The sequence below is a fragment of the Mesorhizobium sp. M0771 genome (genome assembly GCF_040320155.1).
Lineage (GTDB): Bacteria > Pseudomonadota > Alphaproteobacteria > Rhizobiales > Rhizobiaceae > Mesorhizobium.
The window spans coordinates 249109-271007 of sequence record NZ_JAMYPC010000008.1 but is presented as its reverse complement, the minus strand read 5'-3'; the positions used below and the strand labels follow the sequence as shown (position 1 = coordinate 271007).

Genomic DNA, 21899 nt, shown 5'->3' with positions numbered 1-21899 from the left:
CTACCGCATGCGCTGGCGCATCGAACTCGCCTTCAAGCGCCTGAAGAGCCTGATCGGGCTGCGCTCTCCTCCCGCCAAGGACCCAAGGATCGCAAGGCCTTGGATCCTTGCACACTTCCTCATCGCGCTTGTGACCGAACCCCTCTCGCAGGAGTTGGGTGTCTCTCCCCCTTGAGCGACGGGCGCCCGCTGCTGTGGCGCGCCACCCGCCAGATCGTCGCCTCTCTGATCGCTACCATCTTTACTCAACCTTCCTTGGCGGCCCTGCGTCAAAATCTCCATGCCTTGCGATATCGCTGGCGCGAACCACCACGAAAGCGCAAATTTCAGTCCATGCCAAAGCTATCTTAGCGCCTATGCCCTCGAGGGGGAGGGTAAGGCGCCGCGCTCTAAATCGCCGCCGTAACAATAATCTCGACCACATATTCCGGCCCTGCAAGCTTGGCCTCACCCGTGGCGCGGGCGGGCGTGTTGCCTTGCGGGACCCACTTGTCCCATTCCTTGTTCATCTCGGCGAAGGTGCCCATATCGGCCAGCCAGATGATCGCCTGCAGGATCTTGGTCTTGTCGGTGCCGGCCTTGGCCAGCAGTTCGTCGATAGATGCGAGGATCGACCTGGTCTGTTCGCCAACGCTGGCGCCGGGCGTTCCGACCTGGCCGGCGAGATAGACGGTGTTGCCGTGGATGACGATCTGGCTCATGCGCGGGCCAACATCGATGCGACGAATGCTCATGGGATGGTTCCTTCGTTTGTCGGTGCGCCTGTTTAGAGTCGCTGCCGCCTCCGGGCAAGGCCAACAGCGCGAAACCTCTTGAGCCTGGGTTGGATCTTAGACCGCAAATGTCTATCTGCGCCGAGGGATTTCTTTCCGGCGCGGATTGCCGACCTCGTGTGAGAGTGGCAAGACTTTGCGCCAAACCAGATTGGAGGATGAGAGCCATGGAATATCGCGAAATCAGCGAGGACTATTCGGTCTCGGGCCAGATCCAGCCCGAAGATGCCGCCGCCATCAAGGAAGCCGGTTTCAAGAGCGTGATCTGCAACCGGCCGGATGACGAGCAGCCCGACCAGCCTTCGGCCGACAGCGTCAAGGCGGCGGTCGAAGCCGCGGGGCTGGCCTTCCGCTACATCCCGGTAATCAGCGGCCAGATCACGGCCGAGAATGTCGAGGACCAGGCCGAAGCGCTCGACGCGCTCGAAGGCCCGGTGTTTGCCTATTGCCGCTCCGGCGCGCGGTGTACCAATCTTTATGGGCTGATTCAGCAGTCCAAGGGGTGAGCATCCTGAGGCGCTGGCGATCCCTCACACCCCCCTCTGTCCTGCCGGACATCTCCCCCGCAAGGGGGGAGATCGGATGTCGCCTTCGCTTTTCGCCAATCGCCGACGTTGCAGGATGAGCGCTGTCGACAAAGCTGCTGATCTCCCTCCTTGCGGGGGAGATGGCCGGCAGGCCAGGGGGGTGCTGTCCCGCCGACGTATCAACTGAAACTCTCTCAAACTAGATCGGCAGCGCCCCGGTCTCCTTCAGCGTCTCCAGCACGATCGCCGTCTTTACATGCTGCACGGAGTCGTGCGGCAACAGCACGCCGTTGACGAATTCCGACAGCGATTTCAGATCGGGGGTCACCACTTTCAAGATGTAGTCCATCTCACCGGTCAGCGCGTGCGCCTCCTGCACTTCCGGCAGCCGCGCCAGCAATTCGCCGAAGCGCCGCGCATTGTCGCGGTTGTGGGTGGCGAGCGTCACCGAGATGACGTTGACCAGCGAGAATCCAAGCTTGTCGCGGTCGAGCACCGCGCGATAGCCCGTGATGAAGCCGTCCTCCTCCAGCCGTTGGCGGCGGCGCGAGCATTGCGATGCCGACAGGTTCACGCGCTCCGAGAGATCGTTGTTGGTGAGCCGCGCGTCGCCCTGCAAGAGAGCCATTATCTTGCGGTCAAATTGATCGATGCGCGCTTCATTCATCGATTCATCTCCAATCATGCATGAATTGCGCACGAGATGATCATTTCAAGCGTTTGAATGCAAGCACCGTGCGGTTGCTTCGCACTATCATGCGTCATCTCGTGGTCCGATGCGGCCACCATCCGTTTGGAGGAATGCCATGGGTCCCTTTCCGCACGACGCCCCGCCCGCCAAGATCAGCAAGGAAAACCCCGCCGGCACCGACGGTTTCGAGTTCGTCGAGTTCGCCCATGCGGAGCCGCAGAAGCTCGCCGAGCTGTTCACCCGCATGGGCTATGTCGCGGTGGCCAAGCACCGCACGAAGGACATCACCATCTGGCGCCAGGGCGACATCAACTATGTCGTCAATGCCGAGCCCGGCTCGCATGCGATGAAATTCGTCGACAAGCACGGCCCCTGCGCCGCCTCGATGGCCTGGCGCGTGGTCGATGCAAAGCATGCGTTCGAGCATGCGGTATCGAAAGGCGCCACGCCCTACGACGGCAACGACAAGGCGCTCGACGTGCCGGCCATTGTCGGCATTGGCGGCTCACTGCTCTATTTCATCGAAGCCTATGGCAAGAAGGGCTCGGCCTATGATGCCGAGTTCGAGTGGCTGGGCGAACGCGACCCGCGGCCCCAAGGCGTCGGCTTCTATTTCCTCGACCACCTCACCCACAATGTCTATCGCGGCCAGATGGACAAATGGTGGGACTTTTATCGCGAATTGTTCGGCTTCAAGCAGATCCATTTCTTCGACATCGACGGCAAGATCACCGGCCTCGTCAGCCGCGCCATCACCTCGCCCTGCGGCAAGATCCGTATCCCGCTGAACGAGTCCAAGGACGACACCAGCCAGATCGCCGAGTATCTGAAGAAGTACAATGGCGAAGGCATCCAGCATATCGCTGTCGGCACCGACGAGATCTACGCCGCCACCGACAAGCTTGCCGACAATGGGCTGAAGTTCATGCCCGGTCCGCCGGAGACCTACTACGACATGTCGTACAACAGGGTGAACGGGCATGACGAGCCGATCGAGCGGATGAAGAAGCACGGCATCCTGATCGACGGCGAAGGCGTGGTCGACGGCGGCATGACCAAGATCCTGCTGCAGATATTCTCCAAAACCGTGATCGGCCCGATCTTCTTCGAATTCATCCAGAGGAAGGGCGACGAAGGTTTTGGCGAAGGCAATTTCCGCGCGCTGTTCGAGTCGATCGAGCAGGACCAGATCAAGCGCGGCGTGATCAAGGTCGACGGGAAAGCGGCCTGAAACCCCGTTTGCGGCTCGATCGGCTTTGATCTAAATTTCGATCACAAGGGTCAAGCCGTGAACGTCTCCATAACCGAAGCAAAGGCCAAACTATCGGAACTCGTCGGCCGCGCGGAGGCCGGCGAGGAGATAGTCATCACTCATCACGGCAAGATCGCGGCGCGGCTCGTGCCACCAGTTCGAGAAGACTTGTTGTCGCGCATAGGTGCCCTGAAGGGCAAGATTTGGATTTCTGACGATTTCGACAAACTCGGCCCTGAATGGAACGAGTACACCAGATAAAGGTCAGAGGCCCAGCCGCACGACCTCTTCCCTCCTCACCTTCAAATCATAATCGAGCAAGAACTCGTCCAGTTGCGGCGGCGCGACTGACGTGCCGGAGAGCATCGCGTGCACCTGGCCGCGATGGTGGATGTCGTGCAGGAAGACATGGGCGAGAATGTCGCCGATTTTTTCGGGGATCATGCCATCCTCGCGCCGGTCGGTGATGACCTGACGGTCGAGATCCGCCTCCGACAGCTTCTCGCAAAAGGCGATCAGGCGTCGATCTGCTGCGACCTGGGCGGCAAACAGCGCCTGCGGCACATCGAACGGCACGTAGTCGTCATAGGCGGCCGCACCGACGCCGCCTTCTTCGAGAAAATCGAGATAGAGATGATCGACCGCAAGGATGTGGTTGAGCGTTGCCTTGATCGACGGGAAGAAGTTGGTGCGTTCGGCTTCGAATTCGCCGGGGTTTAGCTGCAGCACGGCGCGATAGAGCCGGTCGTTCGACCAGAGATTGTTGCCGGCCATGCGGCTGAAATGCTCGAGCAGGGTCACGCGTTCATTCGTCTGATCAGGCCAATGCCTGCCGCCATCACCGCGAAGCCGGCGACGACGATCAGCAGCAGCCGGTTCATGCGCCGGCGCATGGCCTGTGTCTCCTCGTCGCGCGCCACGTTGGTGTTGGTGATGGTGTGAAACATCATCGCCTTGCGCGGGTAGCCACTGTGGTTGGTCAGATCGGGCGAGCGCGCCTCGATGCGGTAGCTCAGCCGGATCGCCTGGATGAAGACCACCAGAATGGCCAACGCCCAGACGCCGGCCAGCAGGTAGAACGCCTCGCCCGTCATTGCATTGCCCCCTCTTATGCCTGGGACTTCTCGACCTTCTGCTCGATGGCGCCGAAGATCGAGTTTCCGCTTTTATTCTTCATCTCGATACGCACTGTATCGCCAAAGCGCAGGAACGGCGTCTTGGGCTCGCCAGACTCAATGGTCTCGATCATGCGCAGTTCAGCGATGCAGGAATAGCCGGCGCCGCCGGCCGCCACCGGTTTGCCCGGCCCGCCATCCAGCTTGTTGGAGACGGTGCCGGAGCCGATGATGGTGCCGGCAACCAGCGGCCGTGTCTTTGCGGCATGGGCAATCAGCGCCGGGAAGTCGAAGGTCATGTCGACGCCGGCATTGGCACGGCCGAACGGCTTGCCGTTGACGTCGGCGAGCAGAGGCAGGTTGACCTTGCCGCCATCCCAGGCGTCGCCGAGTTCGTCCGGCGTCACCGCCACCGGCGAAAAAGCCGAGGACGGCTTCGACTGGAAGAAGCCAAACCCCTTGGCGAGCTCGGGTCCGGTGAGCGCGCGCAACGTCACATCATTGACCAGCATGACCAGCCGGATGGCGGCGCGCGCCTGGTCGAGGCTGGCGCCCATCGGCACATCGTCGACGATGACGGAGACTTCCGCCTCCATGTCGATGCCGAAGGCTTCGTCCGCCGTGCGGATCGGCTCGCGCGGCGCGATGAAGGAATCCGAGCCACCCTGGTAGATCAGCGGATCGGTCCAGAAGCTTGCCGGCATCTCGGCGCCGCGGGCTTTGCGCACCAGCTCGACGTGGTTCACATAGGCAGAACCATCGGCCCATTGATAGGCGCGCGGCAGCGGCGAATGGGCGTCATGCTCATGGAAGCGTGCCGACGGCACCGCATTGTTCTCCAGCGATTCGGCGATCGTCGCCAGGTGCGGCGAAATCCGCTGCCAGTCGTCGAGTGCCGCCTGCAGCGTGCGCGCCAGGAACGAGGCGTCGGTGAAGCGCGTCAGGTCGCGCGAGACGACGACAAGCTTTCCGTCGCGCGTCCCGTCCCTCAATGTGGCAAGCTTCATGCGGTTTCCTCTCCTGATGCGGCTTTGGCGCCGTCTAAGTTCACAACAAGGCCGTCGCGGGCAATCGTCAAGTCACCCGCCCACGATTTCCTGACGGCCGCCTCCCAGTCGGCCTCGCCGATCGCGGCATCATCGGCCGGAATGAGGTGGTTGAGCACCAGCCTCTTCACCCCGGCATCGCTGGCGATGCGACCTGCCTGCTCGGCAAATGAGTGGCTGGCAAGCAGATGCTCTTTCAGCCGTGCGCCATTGCCAGTCCTGGCGACCAGCCGCTCAATGCCCTCCTCCAGCATGGCCTCATGGACGAGGATGTCGGCATCCTTGGCAAAGCCGGCGAGCGGCGGAAAGAAAGCGGTGTCAGCCGAGAAAACGATGCTTTGTGCGCCATGCTCGAAGCGCAGCGCGAAACAGTCGGTCACCGGCGGATGATCGACGCGCAGTGCCGATACTTTCAGGCCCCGCTGCGCAAGAATCTCGCCCTCGCCGAATTCCACAATCGAAACCAGCTCGCGAACATCCGGCCTGCCTTCGTCGACGATGCGGATCTCGATGTCGAACTCCATCGCCTGGCAGAAGCGCCGCCAATAGTGGCCGGTGCCGGGCGGTCCGAACAGCGTCACCGGGCTGGCGAGCCCGGCCGTCCAGGCGGTGTGAAGCAGCGGCCCCAGTTCCAGCACATGATCGGAGTGCAGATGGGTGACGAAGACCAGGTCGAGCGCCTTGAGGCTGATGCCGACATCGACCAGGCCGCGCGTGACGCCCAACCCGCAATCGACGACGATGGTTCGCTCGCCAAGTTCCAGCAGCGACGAACTCGGCCATGGCCCGCCCGGCCGCAGCGCCGGGCCGCCCTTGGAGCCGAGACACACCAGCCGGTCGCTCATCGCGCAGGCCTCAAGACCAGTCGCCCTCCGGCGTGCCGTTGAAACGCTTCTTCAGGTCGGACCAGCAGTCGATATAATTGTCCTGCCGGGTTTCGAGTTCGGCGCCATAGCGGGTCAGCATTTGCGGGAATCGGGTCTCGAACATGAACGCCATCGTGTTGTCGAGCTTGACCGGTTTCAGCTCCGAGCGCGAGGCCTTTTCGAAGCCAGGCGCGTCTGGGCCGTGGGCCAGCATCAGATTGTGCAGGCTGATGCCGCCCGGGACAAAACCTTCTTCCTTGGCGTCGTACTGGCCGTGGATCAGGCCCATGAACTCGCTCATGATGTTGCGGTGGTACCAGGGCGGCCGGAACGTGTCTTCCGCCACCAGCCAGCGCGGCGGGAAGATGACGAAGTCGATATTGGCGGTGCCCTCCTCGCCGCTCGGCGCCGTCAGCACGGTGAAGATCGACGGATCGGGATGGTCGAACAGGATGGCGCCGACCGGCGAAAACGTCGCCAGATCATATTTGTAGGGCGCATAGTTGCCGTGCCAGGCGACGACGTCGAGCGGCGAATGGCCGATCTCGGTGACGTTGAAATTGCCGCACCATTTCACCGTCAGCCGGCACGGCGTCTCCTTCTCCTCGAACCAGGCGCTGGGCGTCTTGAAGTCGCGTGGGTTGGCCAGGCAGTTGGCGCCAATCGGGCCGCGGTCGGGCAGCGTCAGCTTGGCGCCGTAATTCTCGCAGACATAGCCGCGCACTTCCTTGTCGGCGAGCTCGACCTTGAACACCAGACCGCGCGGCAGCACGGCGATCTCGCCGGGCCGAAGCTCGATGACGCCCATCTCGGTGACAAAGCGCAAGGCACCGACCTGGGGGACAATCAGCAACTCGCCGTCGGCGTTGAAGAAATGGTCGTCGACCATCGAGCGGTTGGCGACATAGACATGCGCCGCCATGCCGCTTTGGCCCAGCACGTCGCCGGCGGTGGTGATGGTGCGCATCCCTTGAATGAAATCGGTCGGCTCCTTCGGCATCGGCACCGGGTTCCAGCGGTACTGGCCGAGCGCCAGCTCGTGGTCGCCGACATTGGGAGCGGTCTTCCACAGGGGATAGCTCGCCGCCTTGAAGCGGCCGGTGTGTTTTACGCTCGGCCGGATGCGGTAGAGCCAGGAGCGCTCATTGGTGCCGCGCGGGGCGGTGAAGGGCGAGCCCGAGAGCTGCTCGGCATAAAGTCCGTAAGCCGGCCGCTGCGGGGAATTGCGCCCTTGCGGCAGCGAGCCGGGCAGCGTTTCGGTCTCAAAATCATTGCCGAAGCCCGGCATGTAGGAAAATTCCATCCGATCCTCCCTGATCCCGACCGCCGCGAAGCGCGGCCTGCCGGCGATGTTGACCAAACTGGTTTCATTTGTAACCATCGAAAATGTAACTATCAACGGCTGATGCCGCATCCACGGTGCGCATATGGAAACCCTCGAACTCGAAAATTTCCTGCCCTACCGGCTTTACCGGCTGGCCGACGCTGTCAGCCGAGAATTTTCAAAAATCTACCGCGACCGTCACGGTCTGACGCGGCCGGAATGGCGCACACTCTCTGGGCTCGGACAGCGCGGCACGATGACCGCGACGGCGCTCGGCGAGCAGTCGGCCATGCACAAGACCAAGGTTTCGCGGGCGGTGGCGGAGCTTGAGCGGCGGCGCTGGCTGACGCGCACGCCGGACGAGAATGATCGGCGTGTGGAGCATTTGGCGCTGACCAAGGCGGGACTGGCCGCCTATCGCGAGATGGTGCCGCTGGCGAAAGCCTTTGAACGGCAGTTGCTGGCGAGGCTTGGTACGGAAGAGCGGGCGGCGATTGTGAATGGGGTGGCGGCGCTGGAGGCAAAACTCACCTTGGGTTGAGATCTTCCCATAAGTTCGACCGTCGCTGAAATCAGATCGCGAATGCGGCAGGCAACGCCCCTAGACCGTAATAGGCGCGTTCGGCTTCAATGAAGCCTCTGACACGGCTTCGAAATGCCACCGGATCATCAATGTAGGCTAGAAGCGCCTGCGCTTGCGAAGCCGCGTGTCTTTGAGCGCTTTCAAACAGTCGCCTTGCCGTTTCAAAACCACCGGCCAAACCAGCCGCCACCCCGGCGTGGAAGGCCGCCCACTCGCCGTAGGCGCCCGGTTGCAATTCACTCACGAGGATTTTCGCTGTCGCCTGGACGGAAGGGAACATCGATCGGTGAACCTGATCGATTTCGACGACCTTCTTGGCCATTTGATCAACCGCGAGAAGAAACTGTGGCGGGCTCTCGAACGGAACGAACTGTCCAATGCGCTCAACGCGATCGAAGGTAATCGTTTCCGGAAGCGAACCCCAGAGCCAGTGGACTGCTACGTTAAGGTAAGTGCCCTTGGACCAGGAACTGGGCTGGAACTCGACTACACTTAGCCAGAAGCCGCGATCGGCGATCCAGATTCGGGACTGCCCTTTGCGTCGAAATCCGGCCGGCTTCAGTACGAGCTTTGCCTGCGAGGCAATGATACGACCGTGCTCATTGTCCGCCATCTTGCACCCACACGTGCCTCACCAATCCATCACCACCTTGCCCGAACTGCCGCTCCGCATCGCGTCAAACCCCGTCTGGAAATCGTCGATCCCAATGCGGTGCGTAATCAGACCCGACACATCCAGCGGCCCCTGCACCAGGGCGATCATCTTGTACCAAGTCTCGAACATTTCGCGGCCGTAGATGCCCTTCAAGTGCAGCATCTTGAAGATGACCTTGTTCCAGTCGATTTCGAAGCCGGTCGGCGCGATGCCCAGAATGGCGATCTTGCCGCCATTGTTCATGGTGTCGATCATGTCGCGAAAGGCGGGCGCGGCGCCCGACATTTCGAGGCCGACGTCAAAACCCTCGGTCATGCCCAGCGCCGGCATAACGTCGCGCAGTTTTTCCTTCGAGGCATCGACGACATGCTGGACGCCGAGCTTTTTGGCCAGCGCCAGCCGCACCGGGTTGATGTCGGTGATGACGACTTTTCGCGCCCCCACACATTGGGCAACGAGCGCGCCCATGATGCCGATCGGCCCGGCGCCGGTGACCAGAACGTCTTCACCGACCAGGTCGAAGGACAGAGCGGTGTGGACGGCATTGCCCAGGGGATCGAAGATCGCGGCGATCTCGTCGGGCACATCGTCGGGGATCGGCACGACATTGTGCTGCGGGATCGCCAGATATTCGCCGAAGGCGCCGGGGCGGTTGACGCCGACGCCGAGCGTGTTACGGCAGAGATGCCCCCTGCCGGCGCGGCAATTGCGGCAATGGCCGCAGACGATGTGACCTTCGCCGGAGACACGCTGGCCGACCTTGTATTCGGTGACCGCAGCGCCGAAATCGGCCACCGTGCCGACGAATTCATGGCCGGTCACCATCGGCACCGGCACGGTCTTCTGCGCCCACTGGTCCCAATTGTAGATGTGGACGTCGGTGCCGCAGATCGCCGTCTTCTTGACCTTGATCAGCACGTCGTTGGGGCCGATCTCCGGCACCGGCACCTCTTCCATCCAGATGCCCGGTTCAGCCTTGGCCTTCACCAGCGCCTTCATCATGTTCGACATGCTACAACTCCTTACCCTCCCCCTTGTGGGGAGGGTGGCCCGAAGGGCCGGGTGGGGGTCAAAAACTGGCGGAGGTCGTGACCCTGCAGACCCCCACCCCGCCTCCCGCCCGCTTGCTTCGCAAGCGGTCGAAAGTCGACCCTCCCCACAAAGGGGGAGGGTAAAACTCTCAGCCAATCACGCCCAGTTCCTTGCCGACCGCCGCGAACGCTGCCACGGCGCGGTCGATGTCGGCGCTGGAATGCGCCGCCGACATCTGCGTGCGGATGCGCGCCTGGCCTTTCGGCACCACCGGGAAGGAAAAGCCGATGACATAGATGCCGCGCTTCAGCATGCGCGCCGCCACTTCCTGCGCCAGGCTGGCATCGCCCAGCATCACCGGAATGATCGGATGATCGGCGCCGGCCAGCGTGAAGCCGAGCTTGCCCATTTCGGAGCGAAAGCGCGCCGCATTGGCATAGAGGCGTTCGCGCAGGGCGTCGCCATTGCGGATCAGCTCGAACACCTTGATGGAAGCGCCGGCAATCGCCGGCATCAGCGTGTTGGAGAAGAGATAAGGCCGCGAACGCTGGCGCAGCCAGTCGACGACCTGGCTTTTGCCGGAGGTGTAGCCGCCGGAGGCGCCGCCGAGCGCCTTGCCGAGCGTGCCGGTGATGATATCCACCCTGCCCTCGACGCCGCAATGCTCGGCCGAGCCGCGGCCGTTCTTGCCGACGAAGCCGACGGCATGGCTGTCGTCGACCATCACCATGGCGCCGTACTTTTCCGCGAGGTCGCAGACGCCTTTCAGATTGGCGATGATGCCGTCCATGGAGAACACGCCGTCGGTGGCGATCAGGCGGAAGCGGCAGTCTTTCGCCTCTTTCAGCCGCGCTTCGAGGTCGGCCATGTCGTTGTTGGCATAGCGGAAACGCTTGGCCTTCGACAGCCGCACGCCGTCGATGATCGAGGCATGGTTCAGCGCATCGGAGATGATCGCATCCTCCTCGCCGAGCAGCGTTTCGAACAGGCCGCCATTGGCGTCGAAGCAGGAGCCGTAAAGGATGGTGTCGTCCAGGCCGAGGAAGGATGAAATCGTTGATTCAAGCTGCTTGTGCTCTTCCTGCGTGCCGCAGATGAAGCGCACCGAGGCCATGCCGTAACCGTAGCGGTCGAGCGCGCCTTTGGCCGCGGTGCGCAACTCGGCGCTGTCGGCGAGGCCGAGATAGTTGTTGGCGCAGAAGTTCAGCACCTTGTCGCCGCCGACTTCGATCTCAGCCGACTGGGTCGAGGTGATCACCCGCTCGGATTTGTAGAGCCCGGCGGATTTCAGCCCTTGCAGTTCGTTGTCGATATGGGAGAGGAATGCCGCGCTCATGATCAGGTCCTGTTGAGATTGGCGCGACTGTCGCGCTACGCGCACTAAAAATCCACCGCAAAAGCGACCGCTTCGGTGGCGCGGCTGCCTCAACCCTGGCGCGATCCGATCGCATGGCCAGCATGCTAGAGTAGCAGGCACGCGAATACGGCCATGCCGCGAAAGAACATGATAACCATCTCGGCAGCTTTCGTTTACTGCGGAAGCAGCAGTTCCGCCGGCTTCCAAACCTGTTAACCCTTTCAAGGCAATGGTGTTCTTGCCACGAATCGGTGGCAGAAATCCGTCGACCGAGGGGTCACCTAGAATATGTCGCAGCAGCCGGCGCAAACCGTCTCGGGCAAACTCATCCTGCTGATCAAGAGCGGCTACTGGCTGGCGCTGCTGATCATCGCCGCCATGGTGATGGCCTCCTTCATCCTGCTGCAGCAGATGATGGCGGCGCAACAGCACAACCATACTCTGCTCGACATCGTCAGCACCCAGAAGGCGCTGTCGCAGCGCATTGTCTTTTTGACCAGCGCAACCGGCTCCGCCGCGCGTGACAAGCAGCCGGCCCTGGTTGCCGCGCTGAAACAGGCGACCGCCGAGTTCGAGACGAACTACGACCTGCTGCTCAAACAGACGGGAGCCGACCCACTGTCGCCAGCATTGTCCGATCCAAAGTCGATCGAGAGCGTCCTTTACGGCAAGCCGTTCCACCTCGACTATTTCTCGGTCGGGCTGGTCGCCAATGGCGAAAGGCTGATCTCGTCCTTCGAATCCCAGCTCTCCGGCAATGCCGCCTACAAGGGCGGCGGCGAGCGCGTCAATCTCGATGCTTCCGTCGCCAATGCGACGCTGTCGGGTTATGCCGCGCTCGGCCAACGCATCGCCGCATTCGCAGACGAGCGGTCGGAAAAGCTCCTCGATCTCCATCGCACCTTGTTCTACGCCACCATCGGCGTCATCGTCCTGGTGGCGCTTTTCATCTTCCGGCCGATGTCGAAGGCGATCCTGCGCAAGACGCACGAGCTTGTCGATGCCCGCAACTCGATGGCCTTCATCGCCGTACATGACGGGCTGACCGGCCTGCACAACCGCACCTTCCTGACCGACCACTTCGAAACGCTGATCAAGGGCGCGCATCGCCGGCGCGAGAGGCTGGCGGTCATCCAGCTCGACCTCGACCGGTTCAAGCAGATCAACGACACACTCGGCCACGCCGCCGGCGACTATGTGCTGGTCGTCACCGCGCAGCGCATGCGCGATTCCTGCCGTGCGTCGGATCTCTGCGCGCGCCTTGGCGGCGACGAATTCGTGATGATCCTCAATGGCGCCGGCGGCCCCGAGGACATCAACATGCTGGCCCGGCGCATCCTGGAGGAGATCAACGAGCCGATTACCTTCCAGGGCACGACCATCCTTCCAGGGGCCAGCGCCGGCATTGCCGTCTATCCCATCGACGCCGACAATGCCGAGGATCTGCTCGTCCACGCCGACCTCGCGCTCTATTCCGCCAAAAAGCTCGGCGGCGGCAGCTTCTCGTTCTTCTCCGAGGAACTCAGGCGCGAGCTAGACTACCGCAAGCAGCTCGAGCACGACATCAAGGTCGCGATTTCGGAGAACGCCTTCCAAGTCTATTTCCAGCCGCAGGTGTCGCTGAGCAACGGCGCCATCAGCGGCATCGAGGCGCTGGTGCGCTGGAAGCATGCCGAGCGCGGCATGATTGCGCCGGGCGAGTTCATTCCGGTCGCCGAAAAATGCGGCTTCATGCCCGAGATCGGCCGCATCGTCTTTACCAAGGCGATCAAGCAAGCAGCCGAATGGGATCGCGCCGGCATCGCTTTCGGCCGGCTTGCCGTCAACGTGTCCGGCACCGAGCTGCGCGAACCCGACTTCGACCGCTTCCTGTTCGCGACGCTGGAAAAGGCCGGCCTTGCTCCGCAGAAACTGTCGCTGGAAATCGTCGAATCCGTCATTCTCGACGACGAGAAGACGGGCATCGCGGCGAAGCTGCGCCACATCCGCGCTGCCGGCGTCCATCTTGAGCTCGACGATTTCGGCACCGGCTATGCCTCGCTCAGCCACGTCAATCCCAACGAGATCGACCGGCTGAAGATCGACCGCCGCTTCGTCCAGAACATCAACGAGAATGGCGACAACACCAAGATCGTGCGCGCCATCACCGAGCTGGCGCGCGGTCTCGGCATTTCGATCGTCGCCGAGGGCGCGGAAACCGAAGCCGAGCTCGATTCGCTGATGGCAATCGGCTGCGATCAGGTGCAGGGCTATTCCATCGCCTTCCCGATGCCGCAGGACAAAGCGCGCGAATGGCTGCTGGCGCGCAGCCCGAAGAAAGCCAAGCTGAAGGTGCTTCAGGGCAATTTAGCCTAGACTATTGCCCACCGGTGCCGGTCATTTGGCCGGCGCGACATTCGCCCGCAATGCCGCCAGCACCTCGGCGAACTCCGCCAGCCTGTCGTCCGGCAATCCCGCGCGCAGCCGCTTGTCGAAGATGAGAGCCGCCGCCCGCAGCTTCAGGAACATCGTTTCGCCCGCCTGCGTCAGCTCGACCAGATGAACCCGGCGGTTGTCCGGATCGCGGCGGCGCGTCAGCAAGCCTTGCGCCTCCATGGCGTTGAGATGGTGGGTGAGCGTGGCGCCCTGGATGCCGATCATGCCGGCAAGTTCGCGTTGGTTGGCAAGCTCGCTCGACTTGACCGAAAGCAAGGTCAGCCACACCGGCAGCGTGCCCCCGGCCTCGACCAAAGCGGCGTCAAATGCCTGCGCCACCAGCTTGGAGGTGCGCGCGAGATTCATGCCGATTGGCGGACGGTCAAAGGGAGTCATGCGCCGACAGTAGAACAAGGCGCCGAGCGATGGAACGCGGCATTATACATTGACATCGAACCATTTGATACCTAACTATCATGGGTGTCGATCTACCGAGTTCGTATCATCCTGCATTCGACAGGGATCCGAGGACGGGCGGCGGGCAAGGAGGAAGCGGTCATGCAATATGTCTACATCGTCGTTATCGGCCTTCACGTCATGGCCGGTGTGTTCTGGGCCGGCACCACCATCACGCTTGCCCGCGACCCCGAGATCAGGGCGGAGCGCTTTATCGGACCGCAAATGGGCTCGGCCGGCATGGTGTTCGTGACCGGCGCCCTGCTCTGGTATTTCTTCCACGGCGCCTATTTCGGCTCGATGGAAATGGTGCTGGCGCTAGGCATCCTGGCCGCCTTCGCCGCTGCCGGCGTTCTCAGCGTCGTCGTCCGCAAGACCAGCCGGCAGCTTGCCGGCGCGGACGTCGCAACGGAAGCGGCGCTGCGCACCAAAATGGCCCGCGGCGAGCGCATCGCCGCCTGGCTGCTGGTGCTCACCGTGCTTTGCATGGCGACCGCCAGGATGATTTGAGCCCTGCCGCGCGTCGCCTCCCGGTTGAAGACCATTCCGCATCGTGCGTCGCCTGGCTCTCGGCTGGTGGCGTACGCGGCGCAGTTCGGACGGATGTGCAAGGTGGCTCTCCGCACAGAGGTTTGGCTGCGCGCCACCCATCACTTTGATCGATCGAGATGCGCCCGCCGGAAGGGTGAGATCGAGCTTTGGAACAAGCCGTAGGCCGGCTTGTAGGCTCAAACCCGCAAGCCGAACCTGATGCCGTCATAGATGGCGGCATGGATGTTGCGCGAGGCGACTGCATCGCCGATGCGCAACAGCACGAAGCCGCCTTCGGGATTGCGTGAAGGAAAAATATCGCCGCCGCCGACCAGCCGCTCATAGTCGACCGCGCCACCATTCTTCGACAGCGGTTTCAGCTGGAGATAGAGATCGTCGAGCGGCGCCGTGCCGTGCTCGACCACCACCTGGTCGACCCGCCTCTCGCCGCGCCAGCCGTCGGCAAAGTCGGAGGCGAGTTCGGCGACCAGCTGGTTGCCCTCGCGCCGTACCGAGCGCAGCCTGGTGTTGATGGTGATGGTGACGCCCTTCTCCTGGAAGGCGCGCATATAGGGCACGTGGTTCATGCCGCCCATTTCGGGGGCGAAGAAGCGCTCCGGCGAAACCAGGTCCAGCTTCGAACCGGCATTGGCGATCAGCTCCGCCGCGCCCATGCCCTGATGGCCGCCATTGTCGTCGAAGAGCAGCACGTTCTCCGCCGGCTTGACGCTGCCGGCCATGATGTCCCAGCTCGACGTGACGAGATTGTCGCCCGATGTCAGCGGCGGGTTCTGCGGCAGGCCGCCGGTGGCGATCACCACCACATCGGGCGACAGCGCCAGCACATCGTCCTGCTCGGCCCATGTATCGTAGCGGATCCCGACGCCGAGCCGGTCGAGTTCGGCCAGCCGCCAGTCGATGATGCCGATCAGTTCCTTGCGGCGCGGGTTCTGCGTCGCGAGCCGGACCTGGCCGCCGGCCTGACCGGAGGCTTCAAGCACCGTGACATGATGGCCACGTTCGGCCATGACGCGAGCTGCCTCGAGCCCGCCAGCGCCAGCGCCAACGACGACGACGTTCCGCCTGGGCCCTTCGGTCATGACGATGATATGCGGAATCTCGGCCTCGCGGCCGGTCGCGGCATTGTGGACACAGAGCGCTTCGCCGCCTTCATAGATACGATCGAGGCAATAGGTGGCGCCGACGCAAGGCCGGATCTCGTGCTCGCGACCTTCCATGACCTTCTTGATGATGTGCGGGTCGGCGATATGGGCGCGGGTCATGCCGACCATATCGAGCTTGCCGGTCGCGATGGCGTGGCGCGCCGTGGCGACATCGGAAATCCGCGCCGCATGGAAGGTCGGGAATTTTGTTGCCGCCCTCACCTCGCCGGCGAAATCGAGATGCGGCGAAGAGCGCATGCCGGTCACCGGGATAACCTTGGTGAGCGCCGCGTCGCTTTCGATCGAGCCGCGGATGATGTTCAGGAAATCGACCTTGCCAGAATTGGCGAGCCGTCTCGCGATCTCGACGCCCTCGGCCTTCGACAGGCCTTTGTCAAAGTCCTCATCGGCGACCATGCGGATGCCGACGATGAACTTCTCACCGACGGCCGCTCGCACGGCATCCAGCACCATGTCGGTGAAGCGCAGCCGGTTGTCGAGCGAACCGCCGAACTCGTCGTCGCGATGGTTTGTGGCCGGCGACCAGAAGCCGTCCATCAGATGGCCGTAGGATTCGAACTCGATGCCGTCGAGGCCGGCCGCCTGGCAGCGCTGCGCAGCCGACGCATAGTCGGCGACGATGCGCTCGATGTCCCAGTCCTCGATGGTTTTGGGGAACGCGCGGTGCGCCGGCTCACGCACCGGCGAAGCCGACAGCACCGGCAGCCAGTCGGCCTTGTTCCAGCCGGTGCGGCGACCAAGATGGGTGATCTGGATCATCACCTTGCAGTCATGCTCGTGGCAGGCGTCCGCCAGTTCGGCCAGCCACGGCACGATGCGGTCGTCATAGACATGCAGATTGCCAAAGGCGGCCGGGCTGTCGCGCGAGACGATCGCCGAGCCCGCCGTCATGGTCAGCGCCATGCCGCCCTTGGCCTTTTCGGCGTGGTAGAGCCGGTAGCGCTGTTTCGGCATGCCGTCCTCGGAATAGGCCGGCTCGTGGCTGGTCGACATCACCCTGTTCTTCAGCGTCAGGTGTTTGAGCTGGTAAGGCTGGAGAAGCGGGTCGTTGCTGGTCATCATCTTCCTGCCATTCCAATTTGTGTCGGAGCAGCGCGTGCTGCTCCAGTTCTTGTCTTAAGCATCGAATTTATTCGAAAATCGCTGCACACTTTTCGGTCCGGTGCTAATGAGCGCGGAAAATCCCCAGGAAAACCGCGATGATCGATACCAAAACCCTCACCCAGCTCGGCGCCCACGTCGAGACGCCACAGAGCCCGGAGACCGCGGTCCTGGAGACCGTGCCGTTCCAGCGCGGCGACGGACCGCCGGCGATCGTGCGCTTCACCTGCCCGGAATTCACCTCGCTCTGCCCGGTAACCGGACAGCCGGATTTCGCTCATATCGTCATCGACTACGCACCCGATGCCACGCTCGTGGAATCGAAGTCGCTCAAACTGTTCATGACCTCGTTTCGCAACCATGGCGCTTTCCATGAAGACTGCACGGTGATGATCGGCCGCCGCATTGTGGCGGCAACGAAGCCGCTGTGGTTGCGCATAGGCGGCTATTGGTATCCGCGCGGCGGCATTCCGATCGATGTCTTCTGGCAGACCGGCGCTCCGCCCGAAGGCGCCTGGTTGCCCGACACCGGCGTTGCCCCCTATCGCGGCCGTGGCTGAACTGACGTCAGCCATAGGCGGCTCGGCAGAGCTTTGTCGCCAGAAAGGGAAGGACGGCATCGCGATAGCGCGGCTGGTCATACCGCAGCAGGTCCACATGGCCCGCTCCTTCGAACCAGACCAGTTGTGAGCCGGCAGCAGCGCTGTGCAGCGCCTGCACCTGGCTGCGATCGATGAAGGGATCGGTGCTTCCCGCAAGCAGCATCAGCGGTTCACCGATCTGGCCGAGGCGATCGACCGGCCTGACATTGTCTGCGCTCAACCCCAGACGAAGCGGCATCTGCGCCAAAAGCACATCGGCCTGAAAACCGCGCCAGAAGTTGAAAGGCATGCGCCATGCCGTGGTCTCGCGCAAACTCGCGTAAAGCTGCTCCAGAACATAGGCATCGGCGGGCGCTTGCTGTGCCGCAAAGACGAAAGCAGCGGCGCCTAGCGACGAGCCGACAGCGCCAAGCTTCTGGCCAGGAAAACGTTGCCTGGCATAGGCAATGATGCGGGCGGCGTCCTGCGCTTCCGTGTAGCCGAAACCTTGAATGGCACCGCCGCTCTCGCCGTGCCCGGACAGGTCGAACAGGACGACGGAATAGCCGGCGTCGAACAAAAGTTTCGCTCTTTGAACCAGGGCCAGCCTGTTGGCGCCGCGCCCATGCAGCAGTACGACCGCGCCGCAGCTGCCCTTTCGATCAGCCGCCCAGCCGACCAGATCAGGAGCGCCGGGCTGGTCGAGCACGACGCGCTCGACGGGCAAATCGCCGGGAGCCGCCAAAGCTTGCCAAGGCGCGCGGGCGATCAGCATCGTGCCGATTTGCCAGTCGAGGCCGCAGCCGGCAGCGCCCAACCCGACCAGCGCGATCGCGAGCAAAACGCGAAGCTTCATTGCCGACCACCCGGAAACAATCGGCGGCTTATTCGCACTGATACTGGCTGAGCGCCCATTCACCGGTCACCGAAAGCAGATCGGATATCTTCCAGTCGCCGTCGACCTTCTTCAGCTTCCACTCCAGCCGGTGCTGGTTGCCTTCGACGACGAAGGCGACCACCACCTTGGCCTGATCACCATTGACGGCCTCGATGCTCTTCAGGCTCTTGTCGATCGCAAGCTTGTCGTAATCGGCATTGTCGAGCGCCATGTTGGGGTCGAGGCATTCGCCCTGCCCGGATTTGCGCAACGCGTCGCTCTTGTCGAGTACGGTCTTGGCCGGGTCGACGAAGTTCTTGCGCTGGGTCGGATCGAGCTCCAGTCCGAGATGTTCGTAGAACGGCTTGACCACAGCCGTCGGCGAGCCCGCCAGGACGGGCGCGGCCGGCTCGGCCGGCGGCCACCCAACCGGCGGTGTTGCCGGTTCCACCGCTGTCCCGGGTGGATTTGCGGGCGGTGCTGCGCCGCCCGGCACTGTCTCGGCCGGGGCATTTGCAGGTGGCGGACCGAGCAGCCCTTGAGCGGCAGCCGTGTTCAATCCTGCCAGCAGGCATACAGTCAACAAAGTCGGAAGACGGCTATGGGCCATCACGCATCACTCCAGGCCCGATCAGTCACATACCGGCCGAAACGTTCAGCCATGTCATCGGCGCCTGGCGGCAAAGATGCAGACTTTGAGGAAGCTAACAAGCCCTCGATTGCTTGCTTCGCCCGGGTGGTTCCCGCGCGAAGCGCTGCAATCCGCAAACCTATTTCTGCGCAATGGTTGGCGGGTTCGGACCGTCAGCCGTGTTGCCGTTGAGCTGATTGGTGCCATAGGACGATATGACACCGCCATTAACGATGGCCGTGCCCGTCGTATTACCGGAGATCGTCGATCTGCCGACCCGGATGGTCGCGTTGGCGCCGTCGGCACGCAGGCCGCCTGCCGCTCCGTTGTTGGCCACGGCAACGCCGTCAACCATGATGTTGATCGCAGGCCCGCCGACCGGATTCAGGATGCTGATGCCGGCATTCGTGTTGCCCGACACGCTGCTATCCACGATCGTCGTGTTGGAGCCGCCCGTGTTGCTGGTGCCGTCAGCCTTCACGCCGGCCAGGTTGTTGTTCTCGATCGTCGAGTTCTCGATGATGACCTTGGCAACGCCGGCTGCGGTCGGCTGGATATGAACGCCGTCCGCGCCGTTGCCGGTGATGAAGCTGTTGGTGATATAGAGTTCGGACGCGCCCGACGGTGCGAACAGGATGCCGTTGCCGTTCGGCGCCGCAGAGCTGTTGCCACGAATGACGCAATCCTCGATGTGCAAGGCGGCGCCGACGAGAAAGCGGACGCCATTGATTCCAGGCGATGCCGTCGCTGTGTCGATATCGAGACCTCGCAGAACGACGACGTCGGTCGCCAACGCGTTGATGGTCACTTGCGTCCCCGCATTCGATATGCCTGCCTCGACGTCCTCGCAAGCGATCGTTATCGACTTGGTGATCGTCACCGCGCCAAAGCCGCCCGGGTCGACGCAATTGATTTCGCCGCCGGCAGCCGTTTTCGAAATCGCGCCGGCGAAAGTCTTACAAGGTGCGGTGCGGCTGCACGGATTGACGTCGTCGCCAACGCCGGAAACCCACGTCCGGGGCGCCTGCGCGGACGCCGGCGTGGCAAGACAAGCCATCACCATGGCGATTAAAATAGAAGATACCATGTATACAATTTTATTCATCTTCTCACCCCCTCAATGGAAAACAACTACTATTGCAGATATGCAATAGAAATCTAACACACCACAGCCAAAAGAGCAACTAGACCACAATTCAATCTGAAATCGGCTCTGTTTCTCGGCCGGCAAAAGCGATCCCCGCGAAGATTGCGATGGTCTCACTGACAGCCCGGTGGAGCGGACCGACAAATCGGGCGCCCTTGGCAAGACATCGATTTCGGTCGTCTTGTAATCTGGCTGTCAGCCACGCCCTACTTCGCGTGGTCCTGCCTCGAGATCATGTCATCAGGACTGGCAGTCGACAACGACAGAGAGGACTGGTGGCAGTACTCCGGGACCCGCCCGGTCATTCAAACTGGTTGCGCGTCCAGCCATAAAATGCACTTGGCGCGGTGTTGCCGCGCCAAGCGTTGCTATCAACAGTTAACCCTGCAGCTATTTCAGCGCGATGGTTGGCGGATTGGGGCCGTCAGCAGTGTTGCCGTTGAGCTGGTTGGTGCCGTAAGACGAGATCAACCCGCCGTTGACGATGACCGTGCCGGTGCCATTGCCGGAGATGGTCGAGCGGCCGACGCGGATGGTTGCGTTGGCGCCATCGACACGCAGCCCGCCGACCACGCCGTTATTGGCGACGGCAACGCCGTCAACCATCATGCTGATCACCGGCCCACCAGCCGGATTGAATATGCTGATGCCGGCGTTGGTGTTGCCCGACACGCTGCTGTTCACGATCGTCGTGTTGGAGCCGCCCGTGTTGCTTGTGCCGTCAGCCTTCACACCGGCCAGGTTGTTGTTGTCAATGGTCGAGTTCTCAATGATGACCTTGGCAACGCCGCCGGCGGTCGGCTGGATATGAATGCCGTCATTGTTGCCGGTGATGAACGAGTTGCTGACATAAAGTTCGGCTGTGCCCGACGGTGCGAACAAAATGCCGTTGCCGTTCGGCGCCGCAGCCGTGTTGTCGCGAATGACGCAATCCTCGACATGCAAGGCGGCGCCGGCAAGAAACCGGATTCCATTGAGACCTGGCCCAGCCGTCGCGCTGTCGATATCGAGACCGCGCAGAACGATGATGTCGGTCGCCAACGCGTTGACGATGATGCCATTCACCGACGCATTCAACACGCCCGCCTCAACGTCCTCGCAGGCGATCGTCATGGATTTGGTGATGGTCACCCCGCCGAAGCCGCCTGGATCGATGCAATTGATTTCGCCGCCGGCGGCGGTTTTCGAGATCGCACCGGCGAAGGTCTTGCAAGGTGCGGTACGGCTGCACGGATTGGCGTCGTCGCCAACACCGGAAACCCATGTCCGGGTCGCCTGTGCGGACGCCGGCGTGGCAAGACAAGCCACTACAATTGCAACTAGAATTGATGACAATAGATATGTGATCGATTTCATATGCCCCACCCTCCAAATTTGAGCAAGTTAATACTTGCAGCCGAGCAAGGAAACGTACCCCGCCACCCCTAAAAAAGCAACTACTGATGTGACCGGCCGTGCGGATGCAACTGTTTCTGGATCCGGCTTTTCTGCAACCGCAAAATAATGCTGAATCGCCGTAAAATATAGCGACCATCACAAAAGATGTTACGATATTTTGCTTAGCAATTTTATGGCTGTCGCGCTGAGAGACCGCCGTTACAGCATGAAAACAATCACTGACCCAGGGTGCTGACCGTTGCACGATTCGGCAAGCCGCGACAATTGCGGCTGTCATGGGCCGAATACACCCTCGCCTGGACCCGGCGGCGGCGATTATGTCTGAATGCTGCCAATATGCTGGCGAGCCGCGACGCC

The 21899-nt window shown here is 62.2% G+C and carries 23 protein-coding genes; 7 read left to right on the top strand and 16 right to left on the bottom strand.

The genetic code is table 11. The features are described from left to right. Positions 1 to 389: 389 nt before the first annotated feature. A complete protein-coding gene (locus tag NKI05_RS15515; RefSeq protein ID WP_023682919.1) occupies positions 390 to 734 on the bottom strand; it encodes a RidA family protein in 345 nt (114 codons plus the stop codon). A gap of 206 nt (positions 735 to 940) precedes the next feature. Here NKI05_RS15515 and NKI05_RS15510 point away from each other — a divergent pair, with 206 nt between their 5' ends. Then, on the top strand, positions 941 to 1279 hold the full coding sequence (locus NKI05_RS15510) for a protein tyrosine phosphatase family protein (protein WP_023672907.1): 339 nt from the start codon (positions 941 to 943) through the stop codon (positions 1277 to 1279). A 220-nt stretch (positions 1280 to 1499) separates the two neighbouring features. Here the strand turns inward: NKI05_RS15510 and NKI05_RS15505 are convergent, their stop codons facing one another. Then, complete coding sequence (locus NKI05_RS15505; protein ID WP_023672908.1) at positions 1500 to 1967, bottom strand: Lrp/AsnC family transcriptional regulator; 468 nt, start codon at positions 1965 to 1967, stop codon at positions 1500 to 1502. 139 nt (positions 1968 to 2106) lie between these two features. Between NKI05_RS15505 and hppD the strand changes: the two genes are divergently transcribed. Continuing rightward, entirely contained in the window at positions 2107 to 3222 is a 1116-nt protein-coding gene (gene hppD, locus NKI05_RS15500) for a 4-hydroxyphenylpyruvate dioxygenase (RefSeq protein ID WP_023672909.1), read from the top strand. A gap of 57 nt (positions 3223 to 3279) precedes the next feature. After that, positions 3280 to 3504, top strand: coding sequence for a type II toxin-antitoxin system Phd/YefM family antitoxin (locus NKI05_RS15495; protein WP_023672910.1), 225 nt, complete (start codon positions 3280 to 3282; stop codon positions 3502 to 3504). Positions 3505 to 3507: 3 nt separating this feature from the next. Here NKI05_RS15495 and NKI05_RS15490 read toward each other — a convergent pair whose 3' ends face one another. Genes NKI05_RS15490 through hmgA form a run of 5 tightly spaced genes read right to left on the bottom strand, consistent with a single transcriptional unit; the run spans position 3508 to position 7573 of the window. Then, positions 3508 to 4044 (bottom strand): DinB family protein, encoded by a 537-nt coding sequence (locus NKI05_RS15490; protein ID WP_023672911.1) that lies wholly within the window; start codon positions 4042 to 4044, stop codon positions 3508 to 3510. Beyond that, positions 4041 to 4337 (bottom strand): hypothetical protein, encoded by a 297-nt coding sequence (locus NKI05_RS15485; protein ID WP_023682921.1) that lies wholly within the window; start codon positions 4335 to 4337, stop codon positions 4041 to 4043. Before NKI05_RS15485 ends, NKI05_RS15490 begins: the two co-directional genes overlap by 4 nt. A gap of 14 nt (positions 4338 to 4351) precedes the next feature. After that, positions 4352 to 5365, bottom strand: coding sequence for a fumarylacetoacetate hydrolase family protein (locus NKI05_RS15480; RefSeq protein ID WP_023672913.1), 1014 nt, complete (start codon positions 5363 to 5365; stop codon positions 4352 to 4354). Beyond that, entirely contained in the window at positions 5362 to 6249 is an 888-nt protein-coding gene (locus NKI05_RS15475; RefSeq protein ID WP_023816265.1) for an MBL fold metallo-hydrolase, read from the bottom strand. Before NKI05_RS15475 ends, NKI05_RS15480 begins: the two co-directional genes overlap by 4 nt. Before the next feature lie 10 nt (positions 6250 to 6259). Next, positions 6260 to 7573 (bottom strand): homogentisate 1,2-dioxygenase, encoded by a 1314-nt coding sequence (gene hmgA, locus NKI05_RS15470; RefSeq protein ID WP_023816266.1) that lies wholly within the window; start codon positions 7571 to 7573, stop codon positions 6260 to 6262. A gap of 124 nt (positions 7574 to 7697) precedes the next feature. Between hmgA and NKI05_RS15465 the strand changes: the two genes are divergently transcribed. After that, positions 7698 to 8135, top strand: coding sequence for a MarR family winged helix-turn-helix transcriptional regulator (locus tag NKI05_RS15465; protein WP_023724852.1), 438 nt, complete (start codon positions 7698 to 7700; stop codon positions 8133 to 8135). A gap of 31 nt (positions 8136 to 8166) precedes the next feature. Here the strand turns inward: NKI05_RS15465 and NKI05_RS15460 are convergent, their stop codons facing one another. From NKI05_RS15460 to NKI05_RS15450, 3 genes are all read right to left on the bottom strand, one after another. After that, positions 8167 to 8790 carry a DUF4304 domain-containing protein gene (locus NKI05_RS15460; protein ID WP_023672917.1) on the bottom strand — a complete coding sequence of 208 codons (624 nt, stop codon included), beginning with the start codon at positions 8788 to 8790 and terminating at the stop codon, positions 8167 to 8169. 18 nt (positions 8791 to 8808) lie between these two features. Beyond that, positions 8809 to 9843 (bottom strand): L-threonine 3-dehydrogenase, encoded by a 1035-nt coding sequence (gene tdh / locus NKI05_RS15455; RefSeq protein WP_023672918.1) that lies wholly within the window; start codon positions 9841 to 9843, stop codon positions 8809 to 8811. A 169-nt stretch (positions 9844 to 10012) separates the two neighbouring features. Further along, positions 10013 to 11200 (bottom strand): glycine C-acetyltransferase, encoded by a 1188-nt coding sequence (locus NKI05_RS15450; protein WP_023672919.1) that lies wholly within the window; start codon positions 11198 to 11200, stop codon positions 10013 to 10015. 309 nt (positions 11201 to 11509) lie between these two features. Between NKI05_RS15450 and NKI05_RS15445 the strand changes: the two genes are divergently transcribed. Next, the gene (locus NKI05_RS15445; RefSeq protein WP_352792586.1) at positions 11510 to 13576 is read left to right on the top strand and encodes a putative bifunctional diguanylate cyclase/phosphodiesterase; all 2067 of its coding nucleotides are present in this window, start codon (positions 11510 to 11512) and stop codon (positions 13574 to 13576) included. A gap of 21 nt (positions 13577 to 13597) precedes the next feature. Here NKI05_RS15445 and NKI05_RS15440 read toward each other — a convergent pair whose 3' ends face one another. Beyond that, positions 13598 to 14002, bottom strand: a complete 405-nt coding sequence (locus NKI05_RS15440; protein WP_023672921.1) for a MarR family winged helix-turn-helix transcriptional regulator — start codon at positions 14000 to 14002, stop codon at positions 13598 to 13600. Between the two features lie 192 nt (positions 14003 to 14194). Between NKI05_RS15440 and NKI05_RS15435 the strand changes: the two genes are divergently transcribed. Beyond that, on the top strand, positions 14195 to 14602 hold the full coding sequence (locus NKI05_RS15435) for a hypothetical protein (protein ID WP_023682929.1): 408 nt from the start codon (positions 14195 to 14197) through the stop codon (positions 14600 to 14602). 218 nt (positions 14603 to 14820) lie between these two features. On the opposite strand, the gene NKI05_RS15430 is transcribed toward NKI05_RS15435, so the two are convergent. Further along, the gene (locus NKI05_RS15430) at positions 14821 to 16866 is read right to left on the bottom strand and encodes an oxidoreductase (protein WP_023816268.1); all 2046 of its coding nucleotides are present in this window, start codon (positions 16864 to 16866) and stop codon (positions 14821 to 14823) included. 140 nt (positions 16867 to 17006) lie between these two features. Here NKI05_RS15430 and queF point away from each other — a divergent pair, with 140 nt between their 5' ends. Continuing rightward, positions 17007 to 17468, top strand: coding sequence for a preQ(1) synthase (gene queF, locus NKI05_RS15425; protein ID WP_023682931.1), 462 nt, complete (start codon positions 17007 to 17009; stop codon positions 17466 to 17468). Positions 17469 to 17475: 7 nt separating this feature from the next. On the opposite strand, the gene NKI05_RS15420 is transcribed toward queF, so the two are convergent. From NKI05_RS15420 to NKI05_RS15405, 4 genes are all read right to left on the bottom strand, one after another. Continuing rightward, positions 17476 to 18345 carry an alpha/beta hydrolase gene (locus NKI05_RS15420; RefSeq protein ID WP_023698009.1) on the bottom strand — a complete coding sequence of 290 codons (870 nt, stop codon included), beginning with the start codon at positions 18343 to 18345 and terminating at the stop codon, positions 17476 to 17478. 28 nt (positions 18346 to 18373) lie between these two features. Beyond that, entirely contained in the window at positions 18374 to 18976 is a 603-nt protein-coding gene (locus NKI05_RS15415; RefSeq protein WP_023698008.1) for a YqhG/Tai3 family protein, read from the bottom strand. A 160-nt stretch (positions 18977 to 19136) separates the two neighbouring features. Next, positions 19137 to 20102 (bottom strand): right-handed parallel beta-helix repeat-containing protein, encoded by a 966-nt coding sequence (locus NKI05_RS15410; protein ID WP_023698007.1) that lies wholly within the window; start codon positions 20100 to 20102, stop codon positions 19137 to 19139. Positions 20103 to 20534: 432 nt separating this feature from the next. After that, complete coding sequence (locus NKI05_RS15405) at positions 20535 to 21452, bottom strand: right-handed parallel beta-helix repeat-containing protein (RefSeq protein ID WP_023713078.1); 918 nt, start codon at positions 21450 to 21452, stop codon at positions 20535 to 20537. Positions 21453 to 21899: the final 447 nt, after the last annotated feature.